This is a genomic window from Streptomyces sp. NBC_00210 (genome assembly GCF_045160975.1).
In the GTDB taxonomy this organism is placed as follows: domain Bacteria; phylum Actinomycetota; class Actinomycetes; order Streptomycetales; family Streptomycetaceae; genus Streptomyces.
This window is the reverse complement of sequence record NZ_CP108120.1, coordinates 3,954,314-3,969,139: the sequence shown is the minus strand read 5'-3', so window position 1 is coordinate 3,969,139 and position 14,826 is coordinate 3,954,314. Positions and strand designations below refer to the sequence as shown.

Below are 14,826 nucleotides of genomic sequence, written 5' to 3'. Positions count from 1 at the left end.
GGTAGTGGATCAATCGCATGGTGTGCTCAAGTTGCGTGAGGAAGACCACTCCAAGGTGGGGCGCGCGCCGTGGGCGCGTAGCCTCGCTACTTATGAGTACGAATGCCTCGTCGGTCGACCCCCTGGCCACTCTCGGCTCCCTTCCGAGTGTCGCCGACTCCGTGGACTCCGTACGGAAAGCGGTCGACCGGGTCTACGGCCACCGGGTCATGCGACGTCGCAGCAACGAGATCACCTCCGAGGCGGCGCTGCGCGGAGCGCGTGGGTCCGCCGCACTGTCCGGCGCGGACTGGGCGCTGGAGGAGGTCCGCAGGCGCACCGACTTCGGTGTCGAGCCCGAGGCGCGTACGGTCGGCGCGGCGCTGCGGCTGACCGCCGAGGCCGGTCAACTCCTTTCCATCTGGCGGCAGTCGCCGCTTCGGGTGCTGGCCCGGCTGCATCTGGTCGCCGCGAGCGGTGCCGCCGGCGACGACACGGTGGGCAGGCCGCGGCTGGCGGGTGAAGCGGTCGACGAGCCGCTGATCGAGGCCCCGCTGCCGGACGCGAGCGAGGTCACCGGCCGGCTGGACGGACTCGCCGAGCTGATCATCGCGGGCAGCTCAGCACCCGCCCTGGTGGTGGCGGCCGTCGTCCATGGCGAACTGCTGGCGCTGCGGCCCTTCGGCTCGTACAACGGGCTCGTCGCTCGGGCGTCCGAGCGCATTGTCCTGATCGGGAGCGGGCTGGACCCGAAGTCGATCTGCCCGGCGGAGGTCGGGCATGCGGAGCAGGGCCGAGCCGCGTATCTGGCGGCCTTCGAGGGGTATCTGTCGGGGACTCCGGACGGCATGGCCGCCTGGATCGCCCACTGCGGGCGCGCGGTGGAACTCGGCGTAAGGGAGTCGACAGCGGTCTGCGAGGCACTTCAGCGCGGGGCTGCGTGACTTTTCCCGGCCGCGGGGCTACTTGACCGTTCCTGGCGGAACTTTCCCTGAACAGGGTTGCGGCGGTACCGGAATTGGTACCGCCGCTGGCATGTCCACCGAGTTACCATGCGTCCTCGAATATTTGCCGATCAGGTCGGGAACTCTGCCCGTCACCTGGTGCGGCTGGCCCGTAATCGACGGGTCGACGTCGCGTGGGTGCTCCGCTTTCATGCTTCGGTCCGTGGGGCCTTCATGCGTTAAAGGTGATCCTTTCGGATGTCCTTGGTCTCGCGGGCCGTTGACTCCTTTCTACTCCTGCGAGCGGACAAGCGGAAGGCCCGGCTGCACTTCTTTACTTTTAGGTTCAAATTAGGTTCAAATTCGGGCGAAATGGCTGCCCGTGACCGCCGCGGCGGCCTGAGCTGTGGCGCTGCGCCGGCGGCTGGCGTACCAGACGAGCCCGGCAGTGGCCGCCGCAGCGCCCACGGCTGCCATCGCGACGAGGGCCGGCCGGGGCGGCATCGAGAACGCGGGCAGCCGCTGCTTCAGCCGGACCGGCCGGTTGAAGACGAGAATCGGCCAATCGCGAGCGGTCGCCTCACGGCGCAGCGCGCGGTCCGGATTTACGGCGTGCGGATGTCCGACGGACGCGAGCATCGGGACATCGGTGGCGGAGTCGCTGTAGGCGTAGCAGCGCTCCAGGTCGTACCCCTCGGAGGCGGCGAGCTCCTTGATCGCTTCCGCCTTGGTCGGTCCGTATGCGTAGTACTCGACCTCGCCCGTGAAGCAGCCGTCCTCGCCGACCACCATGCGGGTGGCCACCACCCGGTCCGCGCCCAGGAGCTCGCCGATGGGCTCGACGACCTCCGCGCCCGAGGTGGAGACGATGACGACGTCGCGGCCCGCCGTGTGGTGCTCCTCGATGAGGGACGCGGCCTCGTCGTAGATGATCGGGTCGATCAGGTCGTGGAGGGTCTCGGCGACGATCTCCTTGACCTGCTGGACGTTCCAGCCCTTGCAGAGCGATGAGAGGTACTCACGCATCCGCTCCATCTGGTCGTGGTCGGCACCGCCCGCGAGAAAAACGAACTGGGCATAGGCGGTCCGCAGTACGGCGCGCCGGTTGATCAGCCCGCCTTGGTAGAAGGACTTGCTGAAGGTCAGCGTCGAAGACTTCGCAATGACCGTCTTGTCCAGGTCAAAGAAGGCGGCTGTGCGCGGCAAGGAGTGGTTTTCCACGAGCCTGAGCATAGGTGCCCGCCATTCGGCGTACGCTCGGGCGTGTGGGTTTGCCTGAGAAGGCTCTCGGGTACACCATGGAAGTCACGGATCGTTCGCGACCGTGCTAACCCGGTCCGGCTCCTCCCCCCCCGAGTCGGCCGGAGAGACGACCCCCGCTCTCCCCCCCGGCGGGGGTCGTCGCATGTCCGGGCACCTTTTCGCCTGTGTGCGGTGATCCATCGTGATCGTTCTCCCTTCGAGCGTGCTGTGCTGCGGGCGGCCTCTCATCACTCTGCCTCGTCACTGAGCGTAGCGGAAGGGCTGCTCCCGGGAGTCACCGGTATGAGCTACGGGGATATTCACAAGTGGCGAGTTGTCCACAGTTTTTCAGCAAGATCCACACCATTTTCCGTTGCGCTGCACGGTGATTCCACCCGCGTAGTTCGCGGACCGCAGGAATCGCAGATCTCACGACCAAGCGAGATCGAAGTAAGTAGGGGGTGGAGATCGTGGCTGGATCTATCACATCGCAGCGGCCGCCGGTCGTCGAAGGGCGTCGGGACGGGCCGCTGATCGTCACCGAAGACATGGAACTGCTCGACGATCTGCTGAGGTTGTGCGCGGCCGCGGGAGCCGAGCCGGACGTCCATCACTCGGTTCCGGAGCAGAGGGGAAGCTGGGAGGGCGCGCCACTGGTCCTTGTCGGCGACGATGCGGCCGCGCGCTGCCGCGGGGCCACCCGCCGACGCGGCGTGCTGCTGGTCGGACGCGACCAGGACGACCCGGACGTCTGGCGCAGGGCGGTGGAGATCGGGGCCGACTGCGTGCTGCGGCTGCCCGATGCGGAGGGCTGGCTCGTCGACCGCATCGCCGATGTGGTCGAGGGGGTCGGGCGGCCGGCGCTGACCGTCGGGGTGATCGGCGGTCGGGGCGGGGCAGGGGCATCGACGCTGGCCTGCGCGCTGGCGGTGACAGCGGCCCGAGTCGGTCGGCGCACCATGCTCGTCGACGGGGACCCGCTCGGCGGAGGGCTCGATGTGCTGCTCGGCGGGGAGCAAGCGGAAGGCAGACGATGGCCTGATTTCGCCGCTTCCAAGGGCCGTGTCGCGGGTGGGGCGCTGGAGGAGTCGCTGCCCCAGCTGCATGCGTTGCGGTTGCTCAGCTGGGACCGTGGCGACTCGGTGGTGATCCCGCCTGAGGCGATGCGGTCGGTGCTCGCCGCCGCACGCAGACGCGGCGGAGTGGTGGTCGTGGACCTGCCGCGCCGGGTCGACGAGGGCGTGGCCGAGGCGCTGGCTCAGCTGGATCTGGGGCTTCTCGTGGTGCCTGGCGAGCTGCGGGCGGTCGCCGCGGCGAACCGGGTGGCGTCGACGGTGGGCATGGTGCTCCAGGACCTGCGCTTGGTTGTGCGCGGGCCGTTCGCGGCGGGGCTGGACGACCAGTGGGTCGCGGACGCCCTGGGACTTCCACTGGCCGGCGAACTGCCTGCGGAAGCAGGTCTGTTGATCGCACAGGACGGTGGCACCCCGCCGGGCGGCGCGCGCGGGCCGCTGGCCAGGTTCTGCACCGCGTTCTGGGAGCGGGCGCTGGCCGGGGGCGGGGTCTCATGACCACCGGACTGCTGGATGCCGTACGACAACGGCTCGCGGAGAGCGGCGGCGAGCCCACGCCGGCCAGGGTGGCGGCCGCACTGCGGGCGCAGGGGCGGCTGCTCGGGGATGCCGAAGTGCTCGGCGGCACCGAGAAGTTGCGCTGCGAGCTCGTGGGGACGGGGCCGCTGGAGCCGCTGCTGGCGGATCCGTCCGTGACGGACGTCCTGGTGTCCGCGCCCGACCGGGTGTGGGTGGACCGGGGCCGAGGGCTCGAGCTCACCGAGGTGACCTTCGCGGACGCGGCGTCGGTGCGCAGGCTGGCGCAGCGGCTCGCGGCAGTGGCGGAACGGCGGCTGGACGACGCCCGGCCATGGGTGGATGCCCGGCTGCCGGACGGGACGCGGATGCATGCCGTGATTCCGCCGGTGGCGGTCGGGTCGACTTGTCTGTCGCTGCGAGTGGTGCGGCCCAGGGCGTTCTCGGTGGAGGAGCTCATCGCGGCGGGGACGGTGCCGCCGGGCGGCGACCGCGTACTGCGGGCGCTGATCGATGCGCGGCTGTCATTTCTGATCAGCGGCGGTACGGGCTCGGGCAAGACGACACTGCTGTCGAGTTTGCTGGGGCTTGTGGGGGAGCGCGAGCGGATCGTGCTGGCCGAGGACTCGGCGGAGCTCAGACCCGAGCACAGGCATGTGGTCCGCCTCGAGTCGCGTACGGCGAATCAGGAGGGCGCGGGCAGGGTGACGCTGCGGGACCTGGTGCGCCAGGCGCTGCGGATGCGGCCCGACCGTCTGGTCGTCGGTGAGGTGCGCGGGGCCGAGGTCACCGAGCTCCTGGCCGCGCTCAACACCGGGCACGAGGGCGGCTGTGGGACCGTCCACGCCAATGCGGCGGCGGATGTGCCGGCGCGGCTGGAGGCGCTCGGGACGGCGGCGGGGCTCGACCGGGTGGCGCTGCACAGCCAGTTGGCGGCCGCCCTCTCGGTGGTGATCCATCTCGTACGGGACCGGGGCGGGCAGCGGCGGATCGCCGAGGTGCACGTGCTGGAGCGGGACGCGGCGGGCCTGGTGGTGACCGTGCCCGCACTGCGGTGGGGGGCGGAGGCCTTTGCGCACGAGCGGGGCTGGGAGCGGCTGCGGCAGCTGATCGGAGGTGCTCTGTGATGGCCGCAGAACCGGTGTACGCGGCCGCGGTGTGCGCGGGGGCCGCGGCATGGCTGACGGTCGGGCGTGACCCGGGGTTCAAGCGGGCGCAGCTGCTGCTTGCGGGCGGCGGCGCCGTGCAGATCCCTCCGCGGTGGTCGTGGGAGCGGATGCTGCCGGTGGTCAGGCTCCGTCGGGAGTGGCTGTGCCTGCCGGTTGCCCTCGTCCTCGCCGTACTGGGGGAGTCGGTGCTGCCGCTGATCGCGGGGGTGGCTGCGGTGCCGCTGGTGAGGCGGCAGCTGCAGGCCCGGGAGCGCAAGCAGCAGCACGAGCGGCAGGCCGAAGGGGTGATCGCTTTGTGCGGCGCGGTCGCCGGTGAGCTGCGAGCGGGGATGCAGCCCGGGCAGGCGCTGCTGTTCGCCGCCAGATCCACTGGAGCGCTGGGCGGTGCGGAATCCGCGGTGCTGGCGGCGGCGCGGTTCGGGGGCGATGTGCCCCAGGCGCTGCGGGAGGCGGCGCGGGAGCCTGGCGCGGACGGGCTCGCCGGAGTCTCGGCCTGCTGGCAGGTGGCCGTGGACAGCGGGGCGGGTCTGGCCGCCGGGCTCGACCGGCTGGAGGCGGCCCTGCGGGCGGAACGGGACCAACGGGAGGATCTGCGGTCCCAGTTGGAGGGTGCGCGGTCCACGATCCGGCTGCTGGCGCTGCTTCCGCTGGCCGGCCTGGCGATGGGCTGGGCATTGGGCGCCGAACCGCTGAGGGTGCTGTTTCACACCGCGGCCGGGCTGGCATGTCTGGTGATCGGGGGGCTGCTGGAGGCCGCGGGTCTGTGCTGGGCAGGGCGGATCGTCGGGCAGGGGGCTCAGTCATGACCGGGGACGCCGTCCACAGGCTGGGGACAGTGATGTTCGTGCTGGCTGCGATGGCCTGCCTGGCCTTCACTATCGCGGCGCGGCAGCGGGAGCGCCGGGCGCGTAGGCGGATCGAGGCACTCCTGGCCATGCAGCGCGCGCGGCCGCGGTGGCGGCCGGACTACCGGGTGTGGGCGCTGAGTTGGGCGGGGCCGCTGGGAGCTGTGGTCACCGGTTACGTCCTGGTGGGAGGGCTGATCGGCTGCGCGGTCGGGCTCGGCGGGGCGTATGGCGTGCGGCGCTGGCAGCAAGGACGTAGGCCTGCCGCCGAAGCCGTGGACCGGGATGCGGGCCGTCAACTCCCGCTCGCCGCCGACCTTCTGGCGGCCTGCATCTCGGCCGGGGCCGGTCCTCGCGAGGCGGCGGAGGCGGTTGGGGAGTCGCTGGGCGGGCCGGTCGGCGAGCGGCTTGCGCGGGTGGCGGCCGAGTTGCGGCTCGGAGGTGAGCCTGCACGGGCCTGGGGGTGGTTCGGGCGGATACCGGGCGCCGCGGCGCTGGCCCGCTGTCTGGAGCGGGCCGACTCCACGGGGGCGCCGGCTGCGGAGCCGGTGTCTCGGCTGGCCGAGCGCTTCCGGGCAGACCGGGCGCGTATGGCCGATGCCCGCGGCCGCAAGGCGCAGGTGCTGATCACGGCTCCGGTGGGGCTGTGCTTCCTGCCCGCGTTCCTCGCGGTCGGGGTGGCCCCGGTTGTGATCGGCCTGGCCGACGGACTGCTGAACGGCAACTGAACGAGATCTATTGGGGGTTGGCATGTGGAATTCAGTACGGGGACGGCTGCGCGGACTGGCGCGCATGATGCGGAAGAGCTCAATGCGCAGGGACTTGATGCGCGGGGACTCGGGGATGACCACGTCCGAGTACGCGATGGGGACCATCGCCGCGTGTGCCTTCGCCGCGGTTCTGTACAAGGTCGTCACCAGCGGGGCCGTCTCGGGGGCGCTCCAGTCGGTGATCGGGAAGGCGCTCAATGCGCAGTTCTGACGTACCGGAGAAGGCGCGGGTTGAGGAGCGTGAGGCTGCGAGTGACCGGGGGGCCGTGACGGCGGAGGCGGCCGTCGCGGTGCCGGCCCTGGTGGTCTTCGCCATAGCCCTGGTGTGGGCGCTGATGGCGGCCTCGGCCCAGATCCAGTGCGTGGACGCGGCCAGGGCCGGGGCGCGCGCCGCGGCCAGATCCGAGCCACGGGCTGCCGCCCTGGCCGCCGCCCGATCAGCGGCCCCTGGCGGTGCGCGGGTCACCCTGGGACGGTCGGGGGACCTGTGGCGGGTGCGCGTCGAGGCGGACGCCCCGGGACCCGGCGCACTGGCGTTGGCGCTCAGCGCGGAGGCGGCGGCTCTCGCCGAGGACACCGTGGGCCAGGCGGACGCGGCCGCCCACAGCACCGAAGCGGTGGAACCGTGAACCGGGATCGTGGGCGAGACCGTGGGTCGGCGACCGTATGGGTGGCCATGGCGGTGACCGTGCTCTGTGCCGTGTTCGCCGTTGTCCTGGCCATGGGGCAGGCGGTGGTCGCCCGCCACCTGGCCGGCTCCGCCGCCGACCTGGCGGTGCTGGCCGCTGCCGACAACGCCCTGCGAGGGACGGCCACCGCCTGCGCGAAGGCGGCCGAGGTGGCTCGGGCGCAGGGCGCGGCGGTGGTGCGGTGCGCGGTGCGGGGAGAGATCGCCGAGGTCACGGCGCAGGCCCGCTTCGGCCCGTACGCCCCGACGGTCAGGTCGCGGGCGGGGCCTCCGGGGCTCCCTGTGCGCCACGGTCAGCTCGTGGGAGGGGGCTCCCGGTCACCCAGTGCCCCCTCGTCCCCCTCGGCTCCCTGGGCCTCCGCAGGCCGCCTCCCCGGGCCCGCCTGGGTCTCTTCCTGGCTCCTCACCGTTCCGGGGAGCTGGCTGGACGGGCCCCCGAGGCCCCGTGAACCCCGCTCGGGCCGCTCGGGTCACCCGGAACTTCGCTCGGGTTCCCCGGGAGCTCCCCGTGCGGGGCCTCCGGGGCTCCCCGCAGCAGTTCCGTGAGGAGACGGACGGCGCCGCGCTTGTGCAGCGGGTCGTTGCCGTTGCCGCATTTGGGCGACTGGATGCAGGACGGGCAGCCCGCCTCGCACTCGCAGGAGGCGATCGCCTCACGGGTGGCGGTGAGCCACTCGCGAGCGGTGTGGAAGGCCCGTTCGGCGAAGCCCGCGCCACCCGGATGGCCGTCGTACACGAAAACCGTCGGCAGCAGCGTGTCCGGGTGGAGGGGCACGGAGACCCCTCCGATGTCCCAGCGGTCGCAGGTGGCGAAGAGCGGGAGCATCCCGATGGACGCGTGCTCGGCGGCGTGCAGTGCGCCGCCGAGCTGCTCAGGGGCCACCCTGGCCGCGTCCAGCTGGTCCTCGGTGACCGTCCACCACACGGCCCGGGTGCGCAGGGTGCGCGGCGGCAGATCGAGTTTGGTCTCGCCGAGCACCTCACCGGTGATGAGTTTGCGGCGCAGGAAGGAGACGACCTGGTTGGTGACCTCGACGGAGCCGTAGCACAGGCGTCCGTCGCCCCAGGGGATCTCGGTGTCGGTTTCGAGTACGGAGATGGAGGTGGTGTCGCGGGCGGTGGTCGAATACGGAGGGTTGGCCTCCTCGACGAGGGCGACGGAGTCCTCCAGGTCCAGATGCTTCACCAGGTACGTACGGCCCTGGTGGAGGTGGACGGCACCGTCGTGGACCGCGCTGTGGGCGGCCGACTCGTCGACCGTGCCCAGCAGCCGCCCGGTGGCGGCCTCGACGACCTGGACGGGGCGGCCGCCCTCGCCCCGGATGTCGGTGAGGTCGGCGGCCCGCTCCCGGCGGGTCCAGTGCCAGCCGGAGGCCCGGCGACGGAGCAGCTTGGCGGCCTCCAGCTGGGGCATCAGCTCGGTGGCCGCCGGGCCGAAGAGCTCCAGGTCGGCCTCCGTGAGTGGAAATTCGGCCGCGGCAGCGCACAGATGGGGGGCGAGGACGTAGGGGTTGTCCGGGTCGAGGACGGTGGACTCCACGGGCTGCTGGAACAGCGCCTCGGGATGGTGGACGAGGAAGGTGTCCAGCGGGTCGTCACGGGCGACGAGGACGGCCAGGGCGCCCTGTCCTGACCGACCCGCGCGGCCCGCCTGCTGCCACAGGGACGCCCGTGTCCCGGGGTAGCCGGCTATGACCACGGCATCGAGGCCCGAGACGTCCACGCCGAGCTCCAGGGCGGTGGTGGCGGCCAGCCCGAGAAGCTCGCCGGAGTGCAGCGCCCGCTCCAGGGCGCGGCGCTCCTCCGGGAGGTATCCGCCCCGGTAGGCGGCGACCCGCGCCGGCAGCGATCGGTCCACCTCCGCCAGGCGTTCCTTCGCGATCACGGAAATGAGCTCCGCGCCGCGCCGGGAGCGTACGAAGGCGACGCTGCGGACGCCCTGCACGGTCAGGTCGGTGAGGAGGTCGGCGGCCTCTGCGGTGGCGGTGCGGCGTACGGGGGCGCCCTTCTCGCCGTGCAGCTCCGTGAGCGGTGGCTCCCAGAGGGCGAAGACAAGCTCGCCGCGGGGCGAGGCGTCGTCGGCGACCTCGTGGACGGGCAGGCCGGTGAGCCGGCCGGCGGCCAGGGCGGGTTCCGCGGCGGTGGCGGAGGCGAGGAGGAAGACGGGGTTCGCACCGTAGCGGGCGCACAGGCGGCGAAGGCGGCGCAGCACCTGGGCGACATGGGAGCCGAAGACGCCCCGGTAGGTGTGGCACTCGTCGATGACGACATAGCGCAGGGCGCGCAGGAAGGAGGACCAGCGGGGGTGTGAGGGAAGTATTCCGCGGTGCAGCATGTCCGGATTGGTCAAGACGTACGTGGCGTACTGCCGGACCCATTCGCGTTCCTCGACGGGCGTGTCGCCGTCGTAGACCGCAGGGCGGACGCGGTTGCCGAGCGGCCCGGCGAGCTCCTTCACCGCGCGGCACTGATCGGCGGCGAGAGCCTTGGTCGGGGCGAGGTAGAGGGCGGTCGCGCCTCGTCCGTTCGGGGCCTCGGCGCCGTCGAGGAGGGTGGTGAGTACGGGCGCGAGATAGGCGAGGGACTTGCCCGACGCGGTTCCGGTGGCGATCACGACGGACTCGCCGTCCAGGGCGTGCTCGGCGGCGGCCGCCTGGTGGGCCCAGGGGTGGTCGATCCCCGCCTGCTGAATGGCGTTGATCACTTCCGGGCGGATGCGGTCGGGCCAGACTGCATGGCGACCCGGTCTGGGGGGCAAGTGCTCCGTATGGGTGATGCGCGTAGCCCGGCTCGCACCTGCGGTGAGCCGGTCGAGGACCGTACCGGGGGAGGGGCGGTTGCCCCCGCTCTCGGGCGGTCGTCTGGGACGGTGTGTCTTGGCCATCGGCACCGAGTGTGTCACTGGCGTAGCGGACAATGGTCTCAAGGCGTCGTGCATGGCTGCTGGTAAGTGATTGAATGCCATCGCGGCTGGCGACCGTCCTCCGGCTCCGTCGGGGAGACCTGAAGGGCGGCCGCTCGATAGCAAGGTGCTGGAGGATCCGTGGACCTGTCCCTGTCGACTCGCAATGTGTCCGGCCCTGGTGGCGACCGTACGGTCGTCGAGGTCGGTGGCGAGATTGATGTGTATACCGCGCCCAAGCTGCGCGAGCAGTTGGTCGAGTTGGTGAACGACGGCAACTACCACCTGGTTGTCGACATGGAGGGCGTGGACTTCCTCGACTCCACCGGCCTTGGCGTCCTCGTGGGTGGCCTGAAGCGCGTGCGCGCGCACGAAGGTTCGCTGCGCCTGGTCTGCAACCAGGAGCGCATTCTCAAGATCTTCCGGATCACAGGTCTGACCAAGGTGTTCCCCATCCACACCACGGTCGAGGAGGCTGTCGCGGCCACCGACTGACGGTTGCCGGAGACTGCCGGAAGAAGTGAGGGGCACCGGGCATCCAGCCCGGGCCCCTGAGATGCACGCCCGTACGTCTGAGGGGGATTGCATGGCCACCGTTGAACTCCGCTTCAGTGCTCAGCCTGAGCATGTCAGGACCGCCCGTCTGGTGGCCGCTGCCGTGGCTCGCCGGGCCGGGGTCGACGAGGCAGTGCTCGACGAGGTCCGTCTCGCGGTCGGGGAGGCGTGCAGCCGTGCGGTCGGGCTGCACCGCAGCCATGGCATCACGGCCCCGGTCAGGGTCGTGCTGACCGAGGAGGAGAAGGCCTTCTCCATCGATGTCGTGGACGAGGTCCCCGCAGCGGGCGCCGAAGGGTCCTCCGCGGCCTCCGGCGGGCGTGGCGGCACGGACCAGGACGTGGAGTCCGAGGGCGAGGACGAGATGGGCCTCGCGGTCATCAGCGGTCTCGTCGACGACGTGGAGGTCAGCTCCACCGAGGAGGGTGGCGTGATCCGGATGAGTTGGCCGACGACGCCCGTCGCCGTTGAGCCCTGATTTCTGGTGATCGACAACGGGCACGACACACCGGTCCGTTGATCGACTTCGATCAGCCCCACTTGGATGAGGCCCTGCTGAGCAGGGCCTTTTTCCTTTTCTCTAGATCATTTATCGAACGTCAATGCTTTTGCCCCATTACCTCTTTCGGGGCGAGTTTCGGAACCCGATCATTTGCTGAGTAGCAAGTGAAGGTCAATTCCGTTTGTCGCGCTCTGTTTTGATCAGGTTCCGCTACCTACAATCCGTCCACATCTTGAGCTCTGAGCGTCAAGGAGGACGAATGGCGGGGCTCTTCAACCCAGAACTGATCGATCACCCCACTTCTCTCGCAGCCGCAGTACTCACGGACGACAATCGGCTCATCGTGATCGTCATCGCCGTCGTCGCGGTGGCGGCGCTGATCGTCGCGCAGCTGCTGGTGCGCCAAGTGCTCGCGGCGGGCGAGGGCACCGATTCCATGAAGAAGATCGCGGCAGCGGTGCAGGAGGGAGCGAATGCCTATCTGGCACGGCAGTTGCGCACCCTCGGCGTTTTCGCCGTCGTGGTGTTCTTCCTGCTGATGCTTCTTCCCGCGGACGACTGGTCGCAGCGCGGCGGACGGTCGGTGTTCTTCCTGGTGGGTGCGCTTTTCTCGGCCGCCACCGGATACATCGGCATGCGTCTTGCCGTACGAGCAAATGTGCGCGTGGCAGCCGCCGCGCGTGAAGCAACCCCGGCGGAGGGCGAGCCGGAAAAGGATCTGACGGCCGTCTCGCACAAGGCCATGAAGATCGCTTTCCGGACGGGAGGCGTGGTCGGCATGTTCACGGTGGGCCTCGGCCTGCTGGGTGCCTCCTGCGTGGTTCTCGTCTACGCGGCCGACGCCCCCAAGGTGCTCGAGGGCTTCGGCCTCGGCGCCGCGCTGATCGCGATGTTCATGCGTGTCGGCGGTGGCATCTTCACCAAGGCCGCCGACGTCGGCGCCGACCTCGTCGGCAAGGTCGAGCAGGGCATCCCCGAGGACGACCCGCGCAACGCCGCGACCATCGCCGACAACGTCGGCGACAACGTCGGTGACTGCGCGGGCATGGCGGCCGACCTCTTCGAGTCGTACGCCGTGACGCTCGTCGCGGCGCTCATTCTCGGCAAGGCGGCATTCGGCGACGCCGGGCTGGCCTTCCCGCTGATCGTCCCGGCGATCGGCGTGGTCACCGCGATGATCGGTATCTTCGCGGTCGCCCCGCGGCGCGCCGACCGCAGCGGAATGACGGCCATCAACCGCGGATTCTTCATCTCCGCGCTGATCTCGCTCGCCCTGGTCGCCGCGGCGGTCTTCATCTATCTGCCGTCCTCGTACGCCGAGTTGGACGGCGTCACCGAGGCCGCGATCCGTCTCCACGGCGGAGACCCGCGGGTCCTGGCCCTCGTCGCCGTTGCCATCGGCATCGTGCTCGCGGCCCTGATCCAGCAGTTGACCGGGTACTTCACCGAGACCAACCGACGTCCCGTACGCGACATCGGCAAGTCCTCGCTGACCGGGCCCGCGACGGTCGTGCTGGCCGGTATCTCCATCGGTCTCGAATCCGCCGTCTACACCGCGCTGTTGATCGGCCTGGCTGTGTACGGGGCTTTCCTGCTCGGCGGTACGTCGATCATGCTCGCCCTCTTCGCGGTCGCGCTGGCCGGCACCGGCCTGCTCACCACGGTCGGCGTCATCGTCGCCATGGACACCTTCGGACCCGTTTCCGACAACGCCCAGGGAATCGCGGAGATGTCGGGCGACGTCACGGGCGCGGGCGCGCAGGTGCTCACCGACCTCGACGCCGTCGGCAACACCACCAAGGCGATCACCAAGGGAATCGCCATCGCAACGGCCGTACTGGCGGCGGCGGCGCTCTTCGGTTCGTACCGCGATGCCATCGCGGGCGCGGCCCGGGACGTCGGCGAGAAGGTCGGCGACGGCGCTCCGATGAACCTCGTGATGGACATCTCGCAGCCCAACAACCTCGTTGGCCTGATCCTCGGCGCCGCGGTCGTCTTCCTGTTCTCCGGGCTGGCGATCAGCGCGGTCTCCCGCTCGGCCGGCGCGGTGGTCTACGAGGTGCGGAGGCAGTTCCGCGAGCACCCCGGGATCATGGACTACACCGAGACGCCGGAGTACGGACGCGTCGTCGACATCTGCACCAAAGACGCGTTGCGCGAGCTGGCCACACCGGGTCTGCTCGCCGTGCTGACCCCGATCGCGGTCGGTTTCTCGCTCGGCGTGGGAGCCCTCGGCTCCTTCCTGGCGGGCGCGATCGGTACGGGCACGCTGATGGCCGTCTTCCTCGCCAACTCCGGTGGTGCGTGGGACAACGCCAAGAAGCTGGTCGAGGACGGCCACCATGGCGGCAAGGGCAGCGAGGCCCACGCCGCGACCGTCATCGGCGACACCGTCGGCGACCCGTTCAAGGACACCGCGGGCCCGGCCATCAACCCGCTGCTGAAGGTGATGAACCTGGTGGCGCTGCTGATCGCGCCCGCGGTCATCCAGTTCAGTTACGGGGACGACTCGAGTGCCGGAGTGCGGGCGGTGGTGGCGGTCCTCGCCATCCTCGTCATCACCGGCGCCGTGTACATCTCCAAGCGGCGCGGTATCGCCGTGGGTGACGAAGACAACCATGCGGAGCGGAGCGCGAAGTCCCCTGATCCAGCGGTGGTTTCGTAACACCTGCTCAATAGGCGGGCGGGCGGCGCGTATTGACGTGCCGGCCGCCCGTCGGCATGTGGTCGTGAGCCTTGTCTCCCTTGGTGCAAATGGCTTTAATGAGTGATAAATGGGACACACGGCATGCGGATGTCGCCCACTTGGCGTGTATGTTCCGGGGCCGAGAGCCTTGGAAGGGACCAATCCGGTGAACAAGAAGCTTGCGGCCGCACTGTCCGGCGGTGCGGTACTGGTACTGGCGCTGTCCGGCTGCAGCAGCGACGACGGTGACAGCAAGGTGAATGCCTGGGCCAAGAAGGTCTGCGACCAGGCGCAGCCGCAGATCCAGAAGAGGGCCAACGCCCAGCAGACGATCATCTCGACTGCGGCGGACGGCAAGCCGGCCGACATCCAGGCGGCCGACTCGAAGGCCTTCCAGGACATCGCCGACGCGGACAAGGCGCTCGCCGCCGCGGTGAGCGCCGCCGGTACCCCGCCCGTCGACAACGGCGAAAAGCTCCAGCAGGACGCGGTCAAGGAACTCAACGCCACCGCCACTGCCTACCTCAATCTGAAGAAGCAGGTCGACGGGCTCGACGCCAAGGACCAGCAGAAGTTCGCGGACGGGCTGCAGGGCGTTGCGGACGGCCTGAAGAAGATCGAGACGATGGACCAGGACGCGCTGAAGAAGCTGCAGTCCGGCGCCCTGGGCAAGGCGATGGCGAAGCAGCCCGGCTGCCAGACGGCAAAGGTCTCCAGCCCCGGCGCCGGCTCGTCCGCGTCGGCCACCCCGTCCGCCTCGGTGAAACCGGCCGGATCGGCGTCTCAGAAGCCGTCCGGGAAGCCCTCGGCGAAGACCTCCGCGTCCCCGTCCAGCGGGCAGTAGGGGCAAGCAGGCCGAGCGGCAGGCATCGGCGGCGCGGTGCTTGCCGTCGGCGGCGCGGTGCTTGCCGTCGAGGGCGAGGCGTTTGCCGTCGGCGGTGCGGCGTTTGTCAGT

Annotated in this window: 13 protein-coding genes and 1 pseudogene; 12 read left to right on the top strand and 2 right to left on the bottom strand. The window is 70.4% G+C overall.

Annotation, left to right across the window (positions count from 1 at the left end; genetic code table 11):
* Positions 1-92 precede the first annotated feature (92 nt).
* Entirely contained in the window at positions 93-923 is an 831-nt protein-coding gene (locus tag OG729_RS17980) for an oxidoreductase (protein WP_405807049.1), read from the top strand.
* A 357-nt stretch (positions 924-1,280) separates the two neighbouring features.
* Here OG729_RS17980 and OG729_RS17975 read toward each other — a convergent pair whose 3' ends face one another.
* Positions 1,281-2,156, bottom strand: coding sequence for an HAD-IB family hydrolase (locus OG729_RS17975; RefSeq protein WP_360871042.1), 876 nt, complete (start codon positions 2,154-2,156; stop codon positions 1,281-1,283).
* 479 nt (positions 2,157-2,635) lie between these two features.
* On the opposite strand from OG729_RS17975, the gene ssd reads away from it, so the two are divergent.
* From ssd to OG729_RS17940, 7 genes and pseudogenes are all read left to right on the top strand, one after another.
* Positions 2,636-3,736, top strand: coding sequence for a septum site-determining protein Ssd (gene ssd, locus OG729_RS17970; protein ID WP_405807047.1), 1,101 nt, complete (start codon positions 2,636-2,638; stop codon positions 3,734-3,736).
* Entirely contained in the window at positions 3,733-4,881 is a 1,149-nt protein-coding gene (locus OG729_RS17965) for a TadA family conjugal transfer-associated ATPase (RefSeq protein ID WP_405807045.1), read from the top strand. Before ssd ends, OG729_RS17965 begins: the two co-directional genes overlap by 4 nt.
* Positions 4,881-5,729 carry a type II secretion system F family protein gene (locus OG729_RS17960; RefSeq protein WP_405807044.1) on the top strand — a complete coding sequence of 283 codons (849 nt, stop codon included), beginning with the start codon at positions 4,881-4,883 and terminating at the stop codon, positions 5,727-5,729. Before OG729_RS17965 ends, OG729_RS17960 begins: the two co-directional genes overlap by 1 nt.
* Positions 5,726-6,496 (top strand): type II secretion system F family protein, encoded by a 771-nt coding sequence (locus tag OG729_RS17955; protein WP_405807042.1) that lies wholly within the window; start codon positions 5,726-5,728, stop codon positions 6,494-6,496. Before OG729_RS17960 ends, OG729_RS17955 begins: the two co-directional genes overlap by 4 nt.
* A gap of 64 nt (positions 6,497-6,560) precedes the next feature.
* Positions 6,561-6,749, top strand: a complete 189-nt coding sequence (locus OG729_RS17950; protein ID WP_405811171.1) for a DUF4244 domain-containing protein — start codon at positions 6,561-6,563, stop codon at positions 6,747-6,749.
* Positions 6,736-7,167, top strand: coding sequence for a TadE family type IV pilus minor pilin (locus OG729_RS17945; RefSeq protein ID WP_360871155.1), 432 nt, complete (start codon positions 6,736-6,738; stop codon positions 7,165-7,167). The genes OG729_RS17950 and OG729_RS17945 overlap by 14 nt, the downstream gene beginning before the upstream one ends.
* A pseudogene (locus tag OG729_RS17940) lies at positions 7,164-7,484 on the top strand (Rv3654c family TadE-like protein); the annotation flags it as partial. The gene OG729_RS17945 and the pseudogene OG729_RS17940, both read left to right, overlap by 4 nt.
* Before the next feature lie 145 nt (positions 7,485-7,629).
* Here OG729_RS17940 and OG729_RS17935 read toward each other — a convergent pair.
* A complete protein-coding gene (locus OG729_RS17935; protein WP_405807040.1) occupies positions 7,630-10,191 on the bottom strand; it encodes a DEAD/DEAH box helicase in 2,562 nt (853 codons plus the stop codon).
* A 78-nt stretch (positions 10,192-10,269) separates the two neighbouring features.
* Here OG729_RS17935 and OG729_RS17930 point away from each other — a divergent pair, with 78 nt between their 5' ends.
* The 4 genes from OG729_RS17930 (at position 10,270) to OG729_RS17915 (ending at position 14,715) form a co-directional block, all read left to right on the top strand.
* Positions 10,270-10,623, top strand: coding sequence for an STAS domain-containing protein (locus OG729_RS17930; RefSeq protein WP_215097290.1), 354 nt, complete (start codon positions 10,270-10,272; stop codon positions 10,621-10,623).
* A gap of 91 nt (positions 10,624-10,714) precedes the next feature.
* Positions 10,715-11,161: an ATP-binding protein gene (locus tag OG729_RS17925; RefSeq protein WP_360871161.1), complete on the top strand. Its 447-nt coding sequence runs from the start codon at positions 10,715-10,717 to the stop codon at positions 11,159-11,161.
* 283 nt (positions 11,162-11,444) lie between these two features.
* Positions 11,445-13,850 carry a sodium-translocating pyrophosphatase gene (locus tag OG729_RS17920; RefSeq protein WP_405807037.1) on the top strand — a complete coding sequence of 802 codons (2,406 nt, stop codon included), beginning with the start codon at positions 11,445-11,447 and terminating at the stop codon, positions 13,848-13,850.
* A 187-nt stretch (positions 13,851-14,037) separates the two neighbouring features.
* Positions 14,038-14,715 (top strand): small secreted protein, encoded by a 678-nt coding sequence (locus OG729_RS17915; RefSeq protein WP_360871167.1) that lies wholly within the window; start codon positions 14,038-14,040, stop codon positions 14,713-14,715.
* Positions 14,716-14,826 lie beyond the last annotated feature (111 nt).